The 17,852-nt window shown below is 58.5% G+C and carries 15 protein-coding genes and 1 riboswitch; of the genes, 8 read left to right on the top strand and 7 right to left on the bottom strand.

The features are described from left to right. Positions 1 to 206 precede the first annotated feature (206 nt). From ccoP to AC066Y_RS41640, 6 genes are all read right to left on the bottom strand, one after another. Entirely contained in the window at positions 207 to 1,076 is an 870-nt protein-coding gene (gene ccoP / locus AC066Y_RS41665) for a cytochrome-c oxidase, cbb3-type subunit III (protein WP_478278911.1), read from the bottom strand. A 6-nt stretch (positions 1,077 to 1,082) separates the two neighbouring features. After that, complete coding sequence (locus AC066Y_RS41660) at positions 1,083 to 1,247, bottom strand: cbb3-type cytochrome c oxidase subunit 3 (RefSeq protein ID WP_478278910.1); 165 nt, start codon at positions 1,245 to 1,247, stop codon at positions 1,083 to 1,085. An 11-nt stretch (positions 1,248 to 1,258) separates the two neighbouring features. Further along, positions 1,259 to 1,993, bottom strand: coding sequence for a cytochrome-c oxidase, cbb3-type subunit II (gene ccoO, locus AC066Y_RS41655; protein ID WP_478278909.1), 735 nt, complete (start codon positions 1,991 to 1,993; stop codon positions 1,259 to 1,261). 8 nt (positions 1,994 to 2,001) lie between these two features. Continuing rightward, on the bottom strand, positions 2,002 to 3,654 hold the full coding sequence (gene ccoN, locus AC066Y_RS41650) for a cytochrome-c oxidase, cbb3-type subunit I (RefSeq protein WP_478278908.1): 1,653 nt from the start codon (positions 3,652 to 3,654) through the stop codon (positions 2,002 to 2,004). A gap of 71 nt (positions 3,655 to 3,725) precedes the next feature. Next, positions 3,726 to 4,154, bottom strand: a complete 429-nt coding sequence (locus AC066Y_RS41645) for a hypothetical protein (RefSeq protein WP_478278907.1) — start codon at positions 4,152 to 4,154, stop codon at positions 3,726 to 3,728. Between the two features lie 329 nt (positions 4,155 to 4,483). Further along, a complete protein-coding gene (locus AC066Y_RS41640; RefSeq protein ID WP_478278906.1) occupies positions 4,484 to 4,711 on the bottom strand; it encodes a hypothetical protein in 228 nt (75 codons plus the stop codon). Positions 4,712 to 6,034: 1,323 nt separating this feature from the next. Here AC066Y_RS41640 and AC066Y_RS41635 point away from each other — a divergent pair. The 8 genes from AC066Y_RS41635 to hemN all read left to right on the top strand — a co-directional run bounded on the left by AC066Y_RS41635 (position 6,035) and on the right by hemN (position 13,846). Further along, positions 6,035 to 6,364, top strand: coding sequence for a hypothetical protein (locus AC066Y_RS41635; RefSeq protein WP_478278905.1), 330 nt, complete (start codon positions 6,035 to 6,037; stop codon positions 6,362 to 6,364). A 47-nt stretch (positions 6,365 to 6,411) separates the two neighbouring features. Next, positions 6,412 to 6,594: a hypothetical protein gene (locus AC066Y_RS41630; protein WP_456724682.1), complete on the top strand. Its 183-nt coding sequence runs from the start codon at positions 6,412 to 6,414 to the stop codon at positions 6,592 to 6,594. Positions 6,595 to 6,702: 108 nt separating this feature from the next. Beyond that, positions 6,703 to 8,133: a sensor histidine kinase gene (locus AC066Y_RS41625; RefSeq protein ID WP_478278904.1), complete on the top strand. Its 1,431-nt coding sequence runs from the start codon at positions 6,703 to 6,705 to the stop codon at positions 8,131 to 8,133. Continuing rightward, positions 8,130 to 8,735: a response regulator FixJ gene (gene fixJ / locus AC066Y_RS41620; RefSeq protein ID WP_478278903.1), complete on the top strand. Its 606-nt coding sequence runs from the start codon at positions 8,130 to 8,132 to the stop codon at positions 8,733 to 8,735. The genes AC066Y_RS41625 and fixJ overlap by 4 nt, the downstream gene beginning before the upstream one ends. Before the next feature lie 335 nt (positions 8,736 to 9,070). Then, positions 9,071 to 9,862 carry a universal stress protein gene (locus AC066Y_RS41615; protein ID WP_478278902.1) on the top strand — a complete coding sequence of 264 codons (792 nt, stop codon included), beginning with the start codon at positions 9,071 to 9,073 and terminating at the stop codon, positions 9,860 to 9,862. 501 nt (positions 9,863 to 10,363) lie between these two features. Then, complete coding sequence (locus tag AC066Y_RS41610; RefSeq protein WP_478278901.1) at positions 10,364 to 11,044, top strand: helix-turn-helix domain-containing protein; 681 nt, start codon at positions 10,364 to 10,366, stop codon at positions 11,042 to 11,044. Between the two features lie 144 nt (positions 11,045 to 11,188). Continuing rightward, positions 11,189 to 11,818 carry a hemerythrin domain-containing protein gene (locus AC066Y_RS41605; protein ID WP_478278900.1) on the top strand — a complete coding sequence of 210 codons (630 nt, stop codon included), beginning with the start codon at positions 11,189 to 11,191 and terminating at the stop codon, positions 11,816 to 11,818. A 675-nt stretch (positions 11,819 to 12,493) separates the two neighbouring features. After that, positions 12,494 to 13,846, top strand: coding sequence for an oxygen-independent coproporphyrinogen III oxidase (hemN, locus tag AC066Y_RS41600; protein WP_478278899.1), 1,353 nt, complete (start codon positions 12,494 to 12,496; stop codon positions 13,844 to 13,846). Positions 13,847 to 14,565: 719 nt separating this feature from the next. Here the strand turns inward: hemN and metE are convergent. Further along, positions 14,566 to 16,911: a 5-methyltetrahydropteroyltriglutamate--homocysteine S-methyltransferase gene (metE, locus tag AC066Y_RS41595; protein ID WP_478278912.1), complete on the bottom strand. Its 2,346-nt coding sequence runs from the start codon at positions 16,909 to 16,911 to the stop codon at positions 14,566 to 14,568. 99 nt (positions 16,912 to 17,010) lie between these two features. Continuing rightward, positions 17,011 to 17,212: riboswitch (cobalamin riboswitch) on the bottom strand. Positions 17,213 to 17,852 lie beyond the last annotated feature (640 nt).

Genomic DNA, 17,852 nt, shown 5'->3' with positions numbered 1-17,852 from the left:
CCTCCAACGCGTTCACGAAGTCGGGTCGAAAAGCGGCGAAAAAGCCGAAGCGTTCGCGCGCGCCTTCACCCCGACCGGAAATGTTCCAGCTGCCCCGCCCGGCAATCATGAATAAGACGGGCTAGCTTCATGGCCGACCTTACATCTGGCACGGTGACTGACTTAGAGCCTCGTCAATGGGCCGCTGGCTTTTCGGCTCATCTCACCTATTGTCCACCACCGAGCGAGTGCACATAGACCGCAAGTGCCTTGATCGTGATGGGATCGAACCTCTCGCTCCAGGCCGGCATGATGCCCGCGCGGCCATAGCTGATCGTCTCGATCAACGTCTCCTCGTCCGAGCCATACAACCAAATGTGGTCCGTCAGATTCGGCGCGCCGAGCTGGTTGCCTTTGGCGTTCTCGCCATGGCAGACCGCACAATTGTCGGCAAAGATTCTTATGCCGGCCGCTGCATCGAAATTGGCGACTGTTGACAGGCCGGACAGCGATCGCACGTAATTCGCTACCGTGACGATCTCATCTTTCCTGAGGATGCCGTCGCGGCCGAAGGCCAGCATTTGCCCTTCATGGGCCTGGGCATGTCCGGACCGTGCGCCGAACTGGATGGTCTGATGGATCTGATCGAGCGATCCGCCCCACAACCAGTCATCGTCGTTGAGATTGGGATAACCCTTGGTGCCCTCGCCGCCGCTGCCATGACATGGCGCGCAATTGTCCGCGAACGCCGTCTTGCCCCGGGCACGGGCCAGTGCCAGCAGGGCCGGGTCCGTCTCGATCTCTGTCAGAGACACTTTGCCGAGAACCGCCATCTTCTCGCCCCGCAGCTTCTCGAGCCCGGCAAGATTGATGGCGACGCTCGCGCGGGCCGAATAATGAAATACGCCGGTCGTGTAGCTGGAGAGGAGCGGCCAGGCCGGATAGACGACCCAATAGGCGATCGCCCAAAGAATGGTGGCGTAGAAGGTCGAGATCCACCAGCGCGGCAGCGGCGTGTTGAGCTCTCTTATGCCATCCCATTCGTGCCCCGTCGTGGAGCGGCCGGAGATCCGATCGAAGTCGCTATGGTCGGTCATGGTTTGTCAATCCCGGCGCAGCGGCATGCGCGCCGCAGATTCAAAACGCCGCTTGTTGCGGAGCCACAGCGCATAAACAACGACGGCCATGAAGACACCGACGAACAACGGCGTCCAGAGCGTCACGACGAAGCTTGACGCCAGGCTCTCGATGGAAATGACAGCTTTCATCACCGGATCCTTCAGCGCAAATTGGCTTTTTCGTCGTAGAGCTTGAAATCGATCAGCGTACCGAGCATCTGCAAATAGGCGATGAGCGCATCGAGTTCGGTCGGATTGCCAACGCTTCCGTCGAAATTGCGCACAGCTGCCTTCGGATAGCGTTTCTGGAACGAGGCGAGGTCCGCGCTGTCAGGATCGAGCTGGGTCTTCAGGTCAGCGACCGCGTTCTTGATCTGATCTTCGGTATAGGGGACACCGACCGCCCGGTTGGTGCGCAGATGTTCCGTCATGTCGGTCAGGTCGAGCTCGGTGTGCGCCAGCGTCGGGTATCCAGGCATGACCGACCGCGGCACGATGGCCCGCGGATTGGTCAGATGCGTGACGTGCCATTCATCGGAATATTTCGCGCCGACGCGTGCGAGGTCCGGGCCGGTACGCTTCGAGCCCCATTGAAACGGGTGATCATACATGCTCTCGGCGGCCAGGGAGTAATGTCCGTAGCGCTCGACCTCGTCACGCAATGGCCGGATCATCTGCGAGTGACAAACATAGCAGCCTTCGCGTACGTAGATGTTGCGGCCTGCAAGCTCAAGCGGGGTATACGGTCGTACGCCCTCCACGACCTCGATCGTACTCTTGAGGTAGAACAGCGGCGTGATCTCGACCAGTCCCCCAATCGCGATCACGGCAAGGATGCCTGCGATCAGGATGATCGAGTTCTTCTCAAAGATCTTGTGTCGGTTCCAAAGAGACATGCGATGACCTATTCCGCGACTTGGAGCGCTCCAGTGTCCTGGATATGATCGGTTTGCTTGGCATTCACGGTCATCCAGAGATTGGCGGCCATGATCAGCGCACCAATCAGGAACATTGCGCCCCCCGCGGCGCGGATGACGTAGAAGGGATGCATAGCCTCGACCGACTCGATGAACGAGTATTCGAGGAAACCTAGCGAGGAATAGGCGCGCCACATCAGGCCTTGCAGGACACCAGACACCCACATCGCCGAGATGTAGAGAACGATCCCGATCGAGGCGATCCAGAAGTGCCAGTTGACGAGCTTGAGGCTGTACAGCTCGCGCTTCCAAAGCCAGGGAATCAGGCAATAGAGCGCACCGAACGATACAAATCCGACCCAGCCCAGCGCGCCGGAATGCACGTGGCCGACCGTCCAGTCGGTGTAATGGCTGAGCGAATTGACGACCTTGATTGCCATGGTCGGGCCCTCAAACGTCGACATGCCATAAAAGGCCACCGAGACCACGAGCATGCGGAGCACCGGGTCTGTGCGCAGCTTGTCCCACGCCCCCGAGAGCGTCATCAGGCCGTTGATCATGCCGCCCCATGAGGGCATCCACAGCATGATCGAGAACGTCATGCCCAAGGTCTGCGTCCAATCCGGCAGCGCGGTGTAATGTAGATGGTGAGGGCCGGCCCAGATGTAGAGGAAGATCAGCGCCCAGAAGTGGATGATCGAGAGGCGGTAGGAATAGACTGGGCGCTCGGCTCTTTTCGGAATGAAGTAGTACATGATCGCCAGAAAGCCGGCGGTCAGGAAGAAACCGACCGCGTTGTGGCCGTACCACCACTGAAACATGGCGTCCTGCACACCGCCCCAGGCGACGTAGGATTTCGAACCGAACACGGAGACCGGTAATGCGGGATTGTTGCCGAGGTGGAGCACCGCAATGGTGAGGATGAAAGCGAGATAGAACCAGTTGGCGACGAAAATGTGCGGCTCTTTCCTTTTCACCAATGTCGCCAGGAACACAATGAGATAAGTGACCCAGACGATGGTGAGCCAGAGATCGGCGTACCATTCGGGCTCGGCGTATTCCTTCGACTGGGTAGCGCCGAGCAAATAGCCGGTGCCCGCGATCAAGATGAAAAAATTATAGCCAACCACCACGAACCACGGCGCAAGATCGCCGGCGAGGCGCGTGCGACAGGTCTTCTGCACGACGTAGAAGGAGGTCGCGATAAGCACGTTTCCGCCGAACGCAAAGATCACGGCCGATGTATGCAGCGGGCGGAGTCGGCCGAAGCTCGTCCAAGGCAGATCAAAATTCAGTGCGGGCCAGGCAAGTTGCGAGGCGATAAAAACGCCGACCGAAAAGCCTGCGATGCCCCAGAACATCGCCATCACTGAGGCGAATTTGATCGGAGCGAGATTGTAATTCGGCCTCCCGTTAATCTGCGCCGGCGGCAATAGCGCCGGGCGTTCATAGTAGCGATTGAGGATAACGCTTGCGGCGGACAGACTGGCGGCGGAAGCGAGCAATGCGTGGAAGCTAAATGCAGAATCGTGCCCCATCGCCCCCGCGAAATAGCAAACATAGGCAGAAACAGCGAATACCGACATTAGGCCTGCTTCACCCATGGTCATGGATTTCGAGGCGACGGATGGGCTTGTCATGTCTTGGCCTTTTTTGAAAGCGGCGCTTGCCAGGAGATCACATTTTCCGGGGACGGGGCGATCGAGCGCGATCAGTTGCCCAAACGCTGCGGAACGCTGCCGATCTCACGCGCGAGCGCGCGCAGAGTGTGTTCGTTAGGACAGCCTTTGAGGGGATTTACAGACTTATGCCGCTTGAGGTCGGCCGCGCAGCGGATCTTGGTCTGACACAGGCCGCATACCCGCTGCAAATCGCGCAACACGTCTCCATGGCAGGCGGCCAGCGCACTCTCGGAAAAGCCGGCAAGTGCGAGGCGCTTGTTTAAGAGTTCAGCAGAGCCCGGACTTTGCGCCATCTTTCGAAAGTCGGACGTGGATAGATTAAGTTCACGCGCGATCGCGTCAATGTCGTGCGCACCCAAATAGGCTAATTCTGCTGTCCGGGACAGGTTCGCCCGCAACCGGGTGAGCAAATTCTTGAACCCCCAAGGGCGACCGACAAATCCAGATTGGCTAACCATGTGTCATACCCCTCAAAGCGCCATAGCTGCCGGCGGCAGACTTGTTTTTGACATGCATCAAATAGGACCCGTCCGTGGGAGAAAATCGTCGATCCAGATCGCCCCTGCCGGACGACGATGCGCTGCAACGAGCCCGCAGAGCCGCAGGCCGGCAAATGTCGGGGAAGTCTACAAGGGTGTCGCGGACAAGAGGGCCGCCTGCTCAATTGGCGACAACATCGCGAGCTATTTTTCTCGATCGACGCTCGAAGACGCTTGTAAGAATCGTGCCTGGATTGGCGGATTGTCTCTACGATCAAAATTCGCGGACTTCCCAGGCCGAGCTCAGGCTAACCACCCCACGCCGGGGGCAATGCAGGCGGGGTTCGAAGCTCCATCGCATCAGCGAAGATGGTCCAATCACGGACACCTTTTTGCTTGCAGAAATCGGTTTCGGCCTGCTGTGCAGGAGCACTCAGCGAGGCTGCATGCACCCGGAACGCAGCCTGACAGGCACGATGCTCGTGGCCGGTATCGTCGCAAACGGTCTTGATGAACCGAACGTTAAATGAAGGCATGATACTCTCTTCCTGTCGTTTGCTTATCTTGCATTCTGCCATCCGTGCCGGGCGAGTGTTTGATTTGTCTCAAGTGGCACCCAAAAAAAGATTGTCGCTCCATCGAGATGCGAGCGCTTTTTCGTCCCGGAGAAGCTGCAAATCACCAAGCGTCCAGGCTTGCCGGATCACATCTGGTTGAGGTGGCTCAGGAACAGCAGCTTCTCGTCTTCTCATGCCTTGGGCCGGCAGAGTTGGAGGCGCTGATCCAGAAAATTCTCAATAGACGGTTGGGGGCAGAATGGACCGCTACGCCTGCGATGGCGATCAATTCCAACTTCAATCGCCGGCAATGTGGAAGCTTGTGAAGCCGCGAACGTTGCATGGTGCTAGGTGGCTCACAAGGCATTCCCGACAGCTCTGGCTGATTGCGAGCCAGCGGGCAAAGGCATTTCTGACCAGCGCCGGCGACCGAGGCTACCGGCGGCGAGAACTGGCCCCACGTAAGCAAATGAGCCGAACCGGCCTCATCTCGCTCCTGATGGTCCACCCTGCCGCCGCAACGGCAACGCCGATGGTCAGGATGGCCCCAGCCAGGGTTTCGATAAGCCCAGGGTTAGAGACTTGTGCGCCATAGCCGATGGCTGCGATCAGCGTGGGCAAGACCAACGATAATGTGAGGCGAGCAATCAACTTACCATCTCCATCGCGATTCTCGCAGCTCAAAGACACGCGTTGTCATGGTGCAATGCCCGTGCGCTGCGCAGCCTCAACATTTACACATTGCGCGTCCTACATTTTGATTTCCATCAAACCCGCTACACGCTGGCGTGTTGTGTGGATCGCGCGGCCCTGCCGAATGACCCGGTTTGCCACGTGTTACCGGCAACGCACTGGCAGCGGCCTCTCGCCCTCGCGCCGTTCTAGACGCGCATCAGCTTCCTTTTGACCTGCATCAATACTGCGGTGGCCGCTTGCGGATAGAAACGACCTTCCAGTCAAGCTCAGACACATGGCAGATAGAAAGACTTGGCGCCCCATCAACTTTTCGTAGCCAAATACCGCCTAGTGAGCTCAAGGACTGCTGGCGGACGCACCCGAGCGAGTTGCACCCGGTCACCTGCGCCGCGTGTGACGCTGGCCACTTCATCGACCCGCGAATCGGCGCGATGCACGGGCCGAGCACAGCTGGCCCATCTGAATGCCATCAAGCGAATTCCGCCGTCATATCGTTCCCACATGGACTCGCCAGACTCACAAGAGCGCACTCGACGGCATCAAGACTCCACGCCCCACGCTGACTTCGTAGGAGGGGAAACTTCCGACCGACAAAGGATATCCGACATGACAGACCACGGCGACAAATGTCCCGCCGCGGGCACGCTTGCAGGAACGGCAGTCCACTCCGGCTGCTCTCCAACAGCAATCAATACCAACCGGCGCTGGCTTCAACTGGCCCGGTTCGACTCGACCGGATCCCGGGGGCTGTTTCGCAGCCCTAATACTTCGGTAGGCGATCGGATCACCTCCCAGCACGACCCGATCGGCAGCGCCACGCCCCCAAGCACCTGGACCGCAACGGGCGTGATCGAGACCATGCGCCGCTCGGGCGAGATCAGCCTGAGCCTGTTGGCGCAGAGCGATCTCGCCCGTAGTATTCGAAAGGTTGCCTGATTTTGTCAGTCAGCGGCGATGATGACCGTCCAGGATCTATTGGCGACTTGACGTGGGAGCGCATTGAAACGGCGCCCTTTGACCGGGAGTTGGAGATCGCGGTGATCGAGGGTAATACCATTCACCGGTTGGTCTTTCCCTGCCGCCGGATCTTCGGCGGCTGGATCAAGGCCACGACCGGAGAGCACGTCGCTGTGCAGCCCACGCACTGGCGCATCTGGCCGAGATAGCGGCGGCTGCCTTGCACAACAGGTAGCGCAACGAAACGCGGCTGCATCCGGTCGCCTCACATAGACAAACTATGTACAGTCGATCGAATGAGAGGTTTGCCAGGAAACATGTCCGACCACATCTGGTACCGCTATGGTTCAGCCGCGGCGGCCGCCGCGCTTTCGCTTGTGCTTCGCGGGGCGCTGGATCCGTATCTTCAGGACCGCACATTCACGATCATCTACCTTCCAGTCATCATTTTTGCCGCTTTCGCTGGCGGCCCCGGAGCGGCCATCTTCGCTACACTGCTTTGCCTCATCATCAGCGCGGCATGTCTTGGGAAAAACCTCATCTCCGATCCTGCAAACATGATCGATATAGCCGGATTCGCGGTCCTTGGCCCCGTGCTCGGCTTCATGGGCGATCGGCTGCGGCGAGAATCAAAGCAGGCGCGGTACCGGCAAGCCCATCTGCAGTCGATCCTGGACACCGTACCAGAAGCCATGATCGTGATTGACGAGAAGGGACTCATTCGCTCGTTCAGCGCCGCGGCAGTGCGTTTATTCGGTTGGTCTCCGGACGAAGTGGTCGGAGCGAATGTATCCAGGTTGATGCCACAGCCCTACCGTGCCGAGCATGACCGCTACATTGAACGCTATCTGGCTACCGGAGAGCGGCGCATCATCGGCATCGACCGTATCGTGGTCGGCGAGCGAAGCGACGGCTCGACCTTTCCGATGGAGCTTGCCGTCGGTGAGGCCAAAGTGCGCGGCGAACGATTCTTTACCGGTTTCATCCGAGACCTCACCGAACGGCGAGCGCAGGAACGCCGATTGCAGGAACTGCAATCTGAGCTCGTGCACGTCTCGCGGTTGACCGCCATGGGTGAGATGGCCTCGTCTATTGCCCACGAGATCAACCAACCGCTCTCCGCAATCACAAACTACATGCGCGGCGCCAAGATGCTGCTGGCGTCAGACAAGCCGGACGCCAACCGTATTGGTGATGCCATCGAACATGCCACCCAGCAAGCTCTGCGTGCCGGCGATATCATCAAGCGCCTGCGAGAATTCGTCGCCAAAGGCGAGACGGAGCACACAATGGAGAATCCGCTCACCCTGCTTGAAGAGGCGGTCGCTCTGGCCTTGCTCGGCGCCAAGGAGCAAGGCGTGCGGGTGACGATCCGCAGCGATCGCGATCTGCCATCGATGATCGTGGACAAGATCCAGATCCAGCAGGTCGCGCTGAACCTGATACGAAACGCGATCGAGGCGATGGCCTCCAGCCCGCGTCGCGAATTGACCGTCGGAGTTGCCAAAGTCGACGGCCTCGCCAGGTTTATCGTTGCCGATACGGGCTCTGGCATCAGCCCTGATATAGCCGACCGCCTGTTCCAGCCCTTCGTCACGACCAACGAGCATGGCATGGGTGTGGGACTATCAATCTGCCGGACGATCATCGAGTCACATGGCGGCCACATCGCTGTGGAAGCCAACCCGCGCGGCGGCACGGTTTTTCAGTTTACCCTGCCGTTTGCGGAAGCTAATGAAGAAGCATGACCATGCGGCGCATTCTTGTGATCGACGATGACGCCGCGATGCGGGACTCGCTCGCGTTTCTGCTTGATGTTAGAGGCTTCTGCGTGGCACCCTATGAGACGGCGAGCGGCTTTCTCAGTGACGCCGCGAGCGGTCCGGTTGACTGCATTGTGTCGGACATCCGCATGCCGGGCATGAGCGGCCTGGAACTGGTCCGCAAACTGAAGGCCGATCGCGTCGACTGTCCCGTCATCCTGATAACTGGTCATGGCGACGTAACGCTGGCAGTCGAAGCGATGAAAGCGGGTGCGGTCGACTTCATCGAGAAGCCCTTCGAAGACGAAGTGCTATTGCGTGCGATCAATAGCGCCTTGGAAGCAAGGCCAACCGAGCCAGCGGACGATGCGGCGAAACTGCGGGCGGAAGCCCGCCTGGCAGAACTCTCGTCGCGCGAGCGTGATGTCCTGCAGGGACTACTGGCCGGCAAGATCAACAAGGTGATCGCCCATGATCTTGGCATCAGCCCGAGAACGGTCGAGGTTTACCGGGCGAACGTCATGGCCAAGACCAATGTTCACAGCATGTCTGAGTTGATGCGAATAGCCATCGCCGCCGGACTCTAGAACATCGCAAGGGACGGAATGTCCTATCAAGCATCGAGCTGTCCGCTTCAACTGAACAGATCGCACGAGCAGGTCATGTTCCTGATGCGCAGGAGCTTCAAATCGACTGCCGATTCTTTGCAGGGTGTAAATTGTGCAACACAGGCGAGTACTATTCCTGGCCGTGGACTATCATGAGGCCCGCTTCTTGCCAGTTTGATCGTGCTCAAGAACGTTCAGCGGCGGTATATGAAGCGGATCATTTGAGGTCTCGGATTCTCCGAGGCGCAGGTCTTTGACTTCGGAGAACGACAATGCTCGGGAACATACTGGTCCACCTTCCGACGGAGCTCCCGGTGCGGGCTGCAATCAACGGATCGATTTCGTTCGCGCTGAGCACCGGCGCGCATCTTGACGTTGTAGCCATCGGCTACGAGAGAACCATTATTCCGCTTCTTGCAATGGGCGTAACGGCAGTTACTGCTGTTTTCGATGTCGAGCAGGCGCGTGCGTTGGAGCGGGCCGAAGCAGCACTTCATATCTTCGACATACAGGCGCGGACTGCCGGCATTTCCTATACGAGTCGTGCGCTGAGCGCGATTCCAGCAGACGCGCGCCGCATCATCTGCGCAAGCGCGCGAGTCCACGACATGACCATCGTTACGCAGCCTCAGAGCGGCTACGATAGTTACGACAATTTTATACCTAGCGAGATTCTTTTCCAGGCTGGTGGGCCAGTTCTGTACCTGCCACCTACTTTCCACGGCGCCTTCTCGATCAGACGAGTAGGGATCTGCTGGGACGGCAGCCGCCGTGCGGCGCGTGCGCTGCACGACGCGAGGCCACTTTTGTGTAAAGCCGATGCCCTCACCATCATTGCGACCACCGCTCCGGACAACGTCTCGGCAGAGAGTTCCACCGCGCATCTGGGAGAGTGCCTTGCAAAATCGGGACTTCCTGCGAAGATCGTGTCACTTCCGACAACGCGGGCAGCGCGGCGCGCCCTCCTGTCGCTTGCGGCCGACGAAGGCCTCGACCTGTTGGTAATGGGGGGATATGGTCGCTCTCGGCTGCAGGAGAGGCTGCTTGGCGCCTCCATGCGGCATATGCTTCGTGCGATCAGCATCCCAGTCCTGATGTCACATTGAGAGCAAAAGGATCGAACGGGCGCATGTTGCCGGGATGCGGAATGCCGTCTCTACGGCGTCACCGGCATTCGACAGCCGCCCGAGCTCAACTTCAGGCTGGATCGCGGTCTCCTCGAACTGTAAAATTGCAGAAGTGCGGCAAGACCGGATGTTGAGCCGTTGAGCTGTATGATCCGCCCAATTGCAGTCCACATGCGCATATCAAGTGATGACGGGCGCCTCGTCCGGGCCATCGAGCGTACATCGATTGGATCACCTCGCCTTGTCAGATTCCCCGGTCGACCGGCCCTGGGTCAGCGTCACCGTGACGAAAGAAACTTTCGGCTGCGGGCCGAAACTTGCGTCGCGCAATCAGGAGGGCGCCGGCGCCCGTTTCAAGACAATCTTCGTATGGCTACGTGTAAATACGTAGGGGTTGTTACTTAGGTAAAACATCCGGATTTCACAATTTGTCCGGAGCGACCAATCTATCTCATCGACATTCGACGCATAGAGTTCGCCATGTACGCCCCGGCTGCCAGCTTTACTGAGAACAGCCCCCATTCGAACAGCGACTTGCGTGGGCAATCAGACGTTCGTGGACCGTTTGGTATGATTGCTACACCGATGAGGTTCACTCGCAATAGCGAGATCTACGGCGAGGACGAAGCAGCCGAATACCTTTATCAGATAGTGTCGGGTGCTGTGCGAACCTACAAGGTTTCCGAAGACCGACGTCGTCAAATCGGCGCTTTTTATCTGCCCGGTGAGATCTTTGGCTTTGAGGCCGAAGAATGCCACATCTCTTCGGCCGAAGCGATCTGCGAGACGCACCTGCTGATGGCGAAGCGTACCGCTGTCATTTTTCGCGGCAGTCACGAGAGGGATCTCGCAAGGCAACTTTGGGAGGCGATGGCGCTTGAGCTACGCCGTTTTCAGGAACGTTCGATGCTCCTGATCAGCAGCGCAGAAGAGCGGGTTGCCACGTTCCTTCTCGATATATCTCGCCGCACGACGAAGAACGCTGCCATCGAGTTGCCCATGTCGCGGCAGGATGTTGCAGATTACCTTGGCTTGACGATTGAGACCGTGTCGCGCACCTTTACCCAGCTTGAGCAGAACGGAGCGATCGTGCTGCGGAGCTCACGCCGAGTCGAGCTCAAAGACAAACTGTCCATCCGCTTTGCGCAGAGCTTTGGCTAAGGCGATTTGCGCCAGCTTTCGACGGCGCACTCCTTCTATACGCCGAGCAGTGTCGGCAAATACAGCGCAGAAAGAGCTCGAAGTGCGGCTTGGGCGATCTGGCACAAATCGCCGCTAGCTACATTTCCTCCATGGAGCACCGCAATGGTCATCGATCGCCTGCTTCGAGAGCATCGCAATATTGATCTGCTTCTGATTGCCCTTCAACGCGAATTGGAGATTTTTGAGCAAGGACATCGTCCGGACTATGAGGTGATCCGCGCGATTATCAGCTATTTCGAGGTTTACCCGGCGGTGTATCATCATCCGCAGGAAGACTTGATCTTTTCCAGGCTCAAGACGCGCGCCCCGGATGCGGCTGCAATGGTGGGTGATCTTGCCCATGAGCATCAGGAAGTCATCGACCGCTTGCACCACTTCGCTCGGGCCATTGATGGCGTCCTGGCCGACCGCGAAGTCCTTCGACAAGACGTCGGCAATATCGTGCGCGACTTTATAGTACGCGAGCGTCACCACATGATGTGGGAAGAACGAGACTTCTTCCCTGCCGCCGTTGCGGCTTTATCGGCTCAGGATTGGAGCGAAGTCGCCTCCGCACTCACCAATCACGGTGATCCGCTATTTAGCGAGACAGCTGAAGCAGCTTCCGACGCGCAAAGAGCGCATATTCTACAATTGGAAAAAGAAGCTGAGGCCGAACGGAGCACACTTGCGTTTTCGAGCGCGTTGGCCGGCAACCCGCGACACAATGCGGAGAGGGATGGACCACATTGATCGCTGCCGCTTTTCGGCAGGAAAGTGGACATCATTTCATGGGACTCGAAATGAAGATCGTCTCGCCGGCTCTCAGGTTACGAACAGGCGATCTGCCTCTGAGCCCAACGATCGTTTGTTTCAACTGGCGGCGCAAGCGGCATGGCCGAACCTTAGAACGGTCAGATTCAAACGTAATCGGCAGTGATCGTAACAGGCTCGACCATACCGCATTGGTATCGCGCGAAACGGGCTCTGCGAGCCGATGGAGACGCGCGATAGCGGCCAGGCGGGTGCGGCGAAACAATCTCCCTCCGCAAGCCTTGCCTGGCACGGGCTGAATTCGTGGGCTCGGGGCCGGTTCGGATCGCGGCACGCCGTCGCGAGATACCCAGATCCCGGAACGTTCGCTCTGAACAGCAGAGCTTGCGGATGTCAATTTCGATAAAGATCCGTTTGCTGCTTCGTTTCGTCTCGTTCTCGCTCGATTTGACCATCATGAGCCATGGGAGGTGCATTGCCAAGGAGGTTCATTCCTGCAGTGCGACCGCTTCATCACAATTCAAAGCATGATGTATGCGCGGCGGGCATGACCTACCGGCCGGCCCATAAGTAACTGCGATATTTGAGGCAGCGCAAAGCTTACCATGCATCTGTCCGATAATCGGGCGCCCAGAGAGCGAGAGAGGCATCCCAATGCGACCGGACCTAGCACAATCCTACGGGCAGCACCGACTACCGCGCTACACCAGCTATCCGAGCGCCCCTCATTTCTCAGCATCAGTTCGGGAGGTCGACTATCAAGCTTGGCTCAAGTCTCTCGACGGCCAACGGTCCGCCTCGATCTACGTGCACGTGCCATTTTGCCGAAGCATGTGTTGGTACTGCGGCTGCCATACATCTGTCACGAAACGCGACGATCCGATCGCGATCTATGCAGCTGGACTACGCACTGAAGCCTACCTCGTTGCAGAGGTCATTGGCCAACGACAGCCAATCTCTCATATCCACTTCGGCGGTGGCACGCCAACGATCATGACACCTGAAACATTCGCCGATTTGGTCGGTTCGTTGCGTTATTCGTTTGCCGTCCTGCCTGATGCCGAGATCGCCGTGGAGATCGACCCGCGCATGTTGAGCAATCCGATGGCGGAAGCCCTGGGCTATAGCGGGGTCAACCGGGCAAGCCTTGGCGTGCAGAGCTTCGACCCGGTCGTCCAGCAGGCCATCAACCGCCCACAGAGCTTCGAACAGACCGCAATTTCGGTCGAGCGGTTACGCCACGCCGGCATTTGCCGGATCAATTTCGACCTGCTGTATGGGCTGCCCCGACAGACGGTCGATTCGTGCCTGGATACCGTCGGCAAATGCCTCGAGTTGCATCCGGACCGGTTTTCCGCCTTTGGTTACGCGCACGTTCCGACCTTCAAGAAGCATCAACGCAAGATCGACGAATCCACTCTGCCCGACAGCGTCGAGCGCTACCTCCAATCCGAAATGGTAGCGCACACTTTGGTTGACGCTGGATACGTACGCGTAGGCCTCGATCACTTCGCCTTGCCGCATGATAATCTCGCTGTGGCGGCGAAGCAAAGCAGGTTGCGCCGCGATTTCCAGGGATATACTGACGATTGCGCAGGCGCCCTTATTGGCCTCGGTGCCACCGCCATCGGCCGCCTGCAACAGGGGTTCGTCGCGAATGCTGTCTCGACAAGGGATTACCTCGCTCGCATCACCGAGGATCGGCTCGCGACGGCGAAGGGCTATTTACTGACCGATGATGATCGCTACCGGGCGGAGATCATCGAGCGAATTATGTGCGACATGACAATCGATCTCTCCGAGACGTCTCGCCGTCACGGCAGGGATCCGGATTCGGCCGTTGTCGATCATTCCCGGCTTGACAGCCTTATCGCAGATGGCGCCGTCGTGGTCGACAACGGCCGGCTTTCCGTAGCCGACGGCGCCCGGTTCCTGGTCCGGTGCGTCGCCTCAGCGTTCGACGCTCACCTTGCTCGGTGCGGGGCTACGCACAGCCCGGCGGTCTGATCGTGTGAACGGCGGGCTTACCACTCCAGCGACCCCGCACTTCGGTCACCAGTGAACTGGCTTATGCGCGGTTCGGACCGCCCCCGTGATCGTGGAGCGTCCGATTTGTCCGCCACTTTCACGGTCGCGCGTCGATCCGCTCATGCATTCTAAACAGAGTTCAAAACCTTCGCCATTGAGTGGAACCGGACAGCGACTGCCTGCGCAGTGATCAACAAGAAGCCACTCATGCATTGGCTGCTTGAGTATTTTTTGCGGTCGCGTTTGCTCGTATGGTCGCGCCGATCCAGCGGCAGGAAACCGCGTTAATTGCACTTCGCCTCGGTCGGTACGAGACGGCCGGGCGTCGCCATCCGCAGTCTTTGCTCGGCTCGGCAAACCCTTGTGAAGGTGCTCATCGCAGGCAAACCTTGGTTTAGTCTTCCGATACTCGACTACATCGGTCGCATACCACAGCATGATTGAGCTATGCTGAGCCGTGCTTTAACTCGGGTTCAGATTTACGGCGAATGTCCTCGCCGGCAATCGGACCATCGGCTGTCCTCCCTCCGCCGATGGAAGTCGGCGATGTTCAGCGTCGCTCCTCTCAGACTTAACTTTCGCCCGGCCTGCTAAGCGCGGCCGGGCTTTTTTCTGTCGTGCAAGCTCGGTCGAGATGATCCAGAGCGCAACGCCCTATGAGCGGATCAGCGCCCTGGAGGAGAGAGCCAAGCGCAGGATCAACGACTTGGCCGATCAGATGCCGCGCGCAGTTGCCGGGCGGCGGCGACCATGTTGATCAGCGCCGGGCGAACCTCCTCCCATTTGCGCGTCTTCAGACCACAGTCCGGATTGACCCAGAGCTGCGAATCCTGCAACCGCTGTCGAGCCAAGGCCATCAGCTCCTTCATTTCGCCTACCTCGGGAATGCGTGGAGAATGGATGTCGTACACGCCCGGCCCGATCTGATTGGGATATTTGTAGTTCCTGAACGCGTCGAGCAGCTCCATCTTCGAACGCGACGTCTCGATCGAGATGACATCCGCATCCATTGCAGCAATGGCGTCGATGATGTCATTGAACTCAGAATAGCACATATGCGTATGAATCTGGGTTTGATCTGCAACGCCTGATGAGCAAATGCGGAAGCTGTCGACGGCCCATTGAAGGTAGGCCGCCCACTCCGATCGGCGCAACGGCAATCCTTCGCGGAGGGCAGCTTCGTCGATCTGGATCATGCTCGCACCGGCTATCTCGAGATCGCGGACTTCGTCGCGTATCGCCAGTGCGATCTGCCGGCAGACCTCGCCTCTTGGAATATCATCGCGAACAAACGACCAGTTCAAGATCGTTACTGGCCCGGTCAACATCGCCTTCACCGGCTTGCTGGTCAGTGATTGCGCGTAGAGCCACCAATCCACAGTGATCGGTTTTGGCCGCAAAACATCTCCGAATAGGATCGGTGGCCTGACACAGCGCGAGCCATAGGATTGCACCCAACCATTCCTGGTGAATGCGAATCCGGCGAGTTTCTCGCCGAAGTACTGCACCATGTCATTGCGCTCAAACTCGCCGTGCACGAGCACGTCCAGACCAATGTCCTCCTGCCAACGCAGAGCGCGCGCAGTCTCCTCCTTGAGGAATTTGTCGTACTTCTCGTCGCTCATGGCGCCTTGCGAATGTGTCGCGCGGGCATTACGGACCTCTGGGGTTTGCGGGAAGGATCCGATCGTCGTGGTGGGAAAGGCAGGTAGTCTAAAGCGCTTGCGTTGGATCTCGGCTCGACGGACAAATGGGCTGGCGCGCCGGCGCATGGCCTCGTCGATCGCTTGCATCCGCACCGCAAGATTGGCATCACGGATCTTTGGTGAAGTCCGACGGCCAGTCACGGCCGACTGCGATTCAGCAAGACTTTGAGCAACATTCTGATCACCCGCGAGTGCCCGCGCCAGGATCGCAAGTTCACGCATCTTCTGTACCGAAAAGGCAAGCCAACTCTTGAGATCGGATGCAAGTCCGGTCTCGAGTTCAACATCGACGGGCACATGGAGCAGCGAGCAGGACGGAGCGATCTGAACACGATCCCTGCCTAGCTTCGCAATGGCGGGATCCAGTTGCTGGCGGAGCGCCGACAGGTTCGACCGCCAAATATTTCGTCCGTCGACGACGCCGAGGGACATGACGAGATCACTTCGCCGAGCAGCAATGATCCGGTCCAACAGGTTCGGTGCGCGAACCAAATCCACGTGCAGTCCGGCAACGGGCATGTTCAAAGCTGTGTCCAGATTGTCGCCGAGATCGCCGAAATAGCTCGCGACCATGATCTTGACGTTTGGTACTTCCCTGGCGAGCCGATCATAGACGTGCAGCAAAGATCTTCGCGTCCCCTCCTCCAGATCCAGGACCAGGCAGGGCTCGTCGCATTGAACCCAGTTTGCTCCCCTTTTGCCTAGTTCTTGCAGAACCTCGATGTAGACCGGTAATAGCTCATCCAGGAGTGACAGCGGCTGGAACGCAGGATCCGGACTCTTGCCAAGTTTCAAGAATGTGACCGGCCCGATCAGGACAGGGCGCGTCTGGAACCCCAGGGCCTTGGCTTCCTCATACTCCTCGATAGGCTTGCGAGAGGATAGGTGGAACGTCTGTCCCCGATGAAATTCAGGAACCATGTAGTGGTAGTTGGTGTCGAACCACTTGGTCATCTCCTGTGCGGGCGCGCCAAATCCGCCCGATCCGTGGCTGCAACTGGTATTCTGGCGATCGCATTGTGAACCGCGCGCCATGTCGAAGTACGTCTTGAGCGAAACCGATTCGATTTTCGACGCGTAGACTTCCGGGATGGCACCAACCATGACAGAGGTGTCGAGCACTTGGTCGTACAACGAAAAATCGTTGGACGGAATGACGGTGACACCGAGGGATTTTTGGCGGGCCCAGTTCGCAGCACGCAGGCCAGCTGCGTCCTCGAGCAATTGCTGTTCGCTGATTGCGCCGGCCCAGTAACTTTCAAGCGCGCGTTTGAGCTCGCGTCTTGGACCGATCCGAGGCGTTCCAAGCGTGGCAACCGGAAGGGAGAGAAGAGACATAGCGCTAACCCCGTAGTTGGGGGCAAAGGCGTTGGCGGACGCAAGCAGGATCGCCCGAGCGGCGGCGGCTTGGCGCACCACCGGGACACCCCGCCCGTGGACGTATATGTGGTCGAGGCAGGTCTCCTGGCTTGCGGGTCATCGCTGCTGTCCGGCCTTCCCGAAGCCGCACGGGCTTCAGTGACTTTGTTGGACAGCGGCTCGTCGCTTACAGTTGCGGGGGCAGCGCCGGCATGTTCACCGGCTTCCCTCTTAGCTCCGAATCCAGCGGGACCGGAGAACCTCTACGATTTGGAATATCGGCAAGAGGCCTCTTCCGTCAACCTCTCAGATGACTCTCTCACGTCAATGCTGCCATCATCAGTCATTCAAATGACCATTTAACGTCGAAAGTTGACACGGTTGGAAGCCTCTCCAATAGAAGCACTCTCCAATGTATGTGGCGAAAGAATTGTCGAAGGCGCAAGTCGCGGCGCTTCGAGTGGCATTTCGGTCTCTCGGCAGTCAAGAACCGGGCCAGGGACAAAACACCTGCGAAAACTCCATCGGGCATACCGGGCGCGCATATTGATCTGCGAACCAACCAATCCTGGTAGGCGATTTGCGGTCTCTGATGCCGATAATACTCGGGCATGCATATCGATTCACCTCAACGAACACCGGGATGCCCGCAATGACAATGGCTGTTCGGAGCGCCGTCGGCGTCCTTGCTGTCACCGCCTTTGCGGTCGGCCCGTTCGGGTGGCCTGGTAAGAGCGTTCATGAATCAATCCGTCAGACAGATGCTCTCGAGAATGTTGAGCAACTCGAGAGGAAGCTAGCCCGTCTTATTCATCAGCGGCTTGTTGAGAGGCTGGCGAGCGTGGCGTAAGCCGCTGAGGTGGCGTAGGATTCGGTTGCTGACACCCACCCTCCGCGCATCCGGGCCGCCACACTCGCCA

This window comes from Bradyrhizobium sp. USDA3010 (assembly GCF_056429065.1).
Note: the sequence above shows the minus strand (reverse complement) of the source record. Positions and strands in the feature narration are given on the sequence as shown.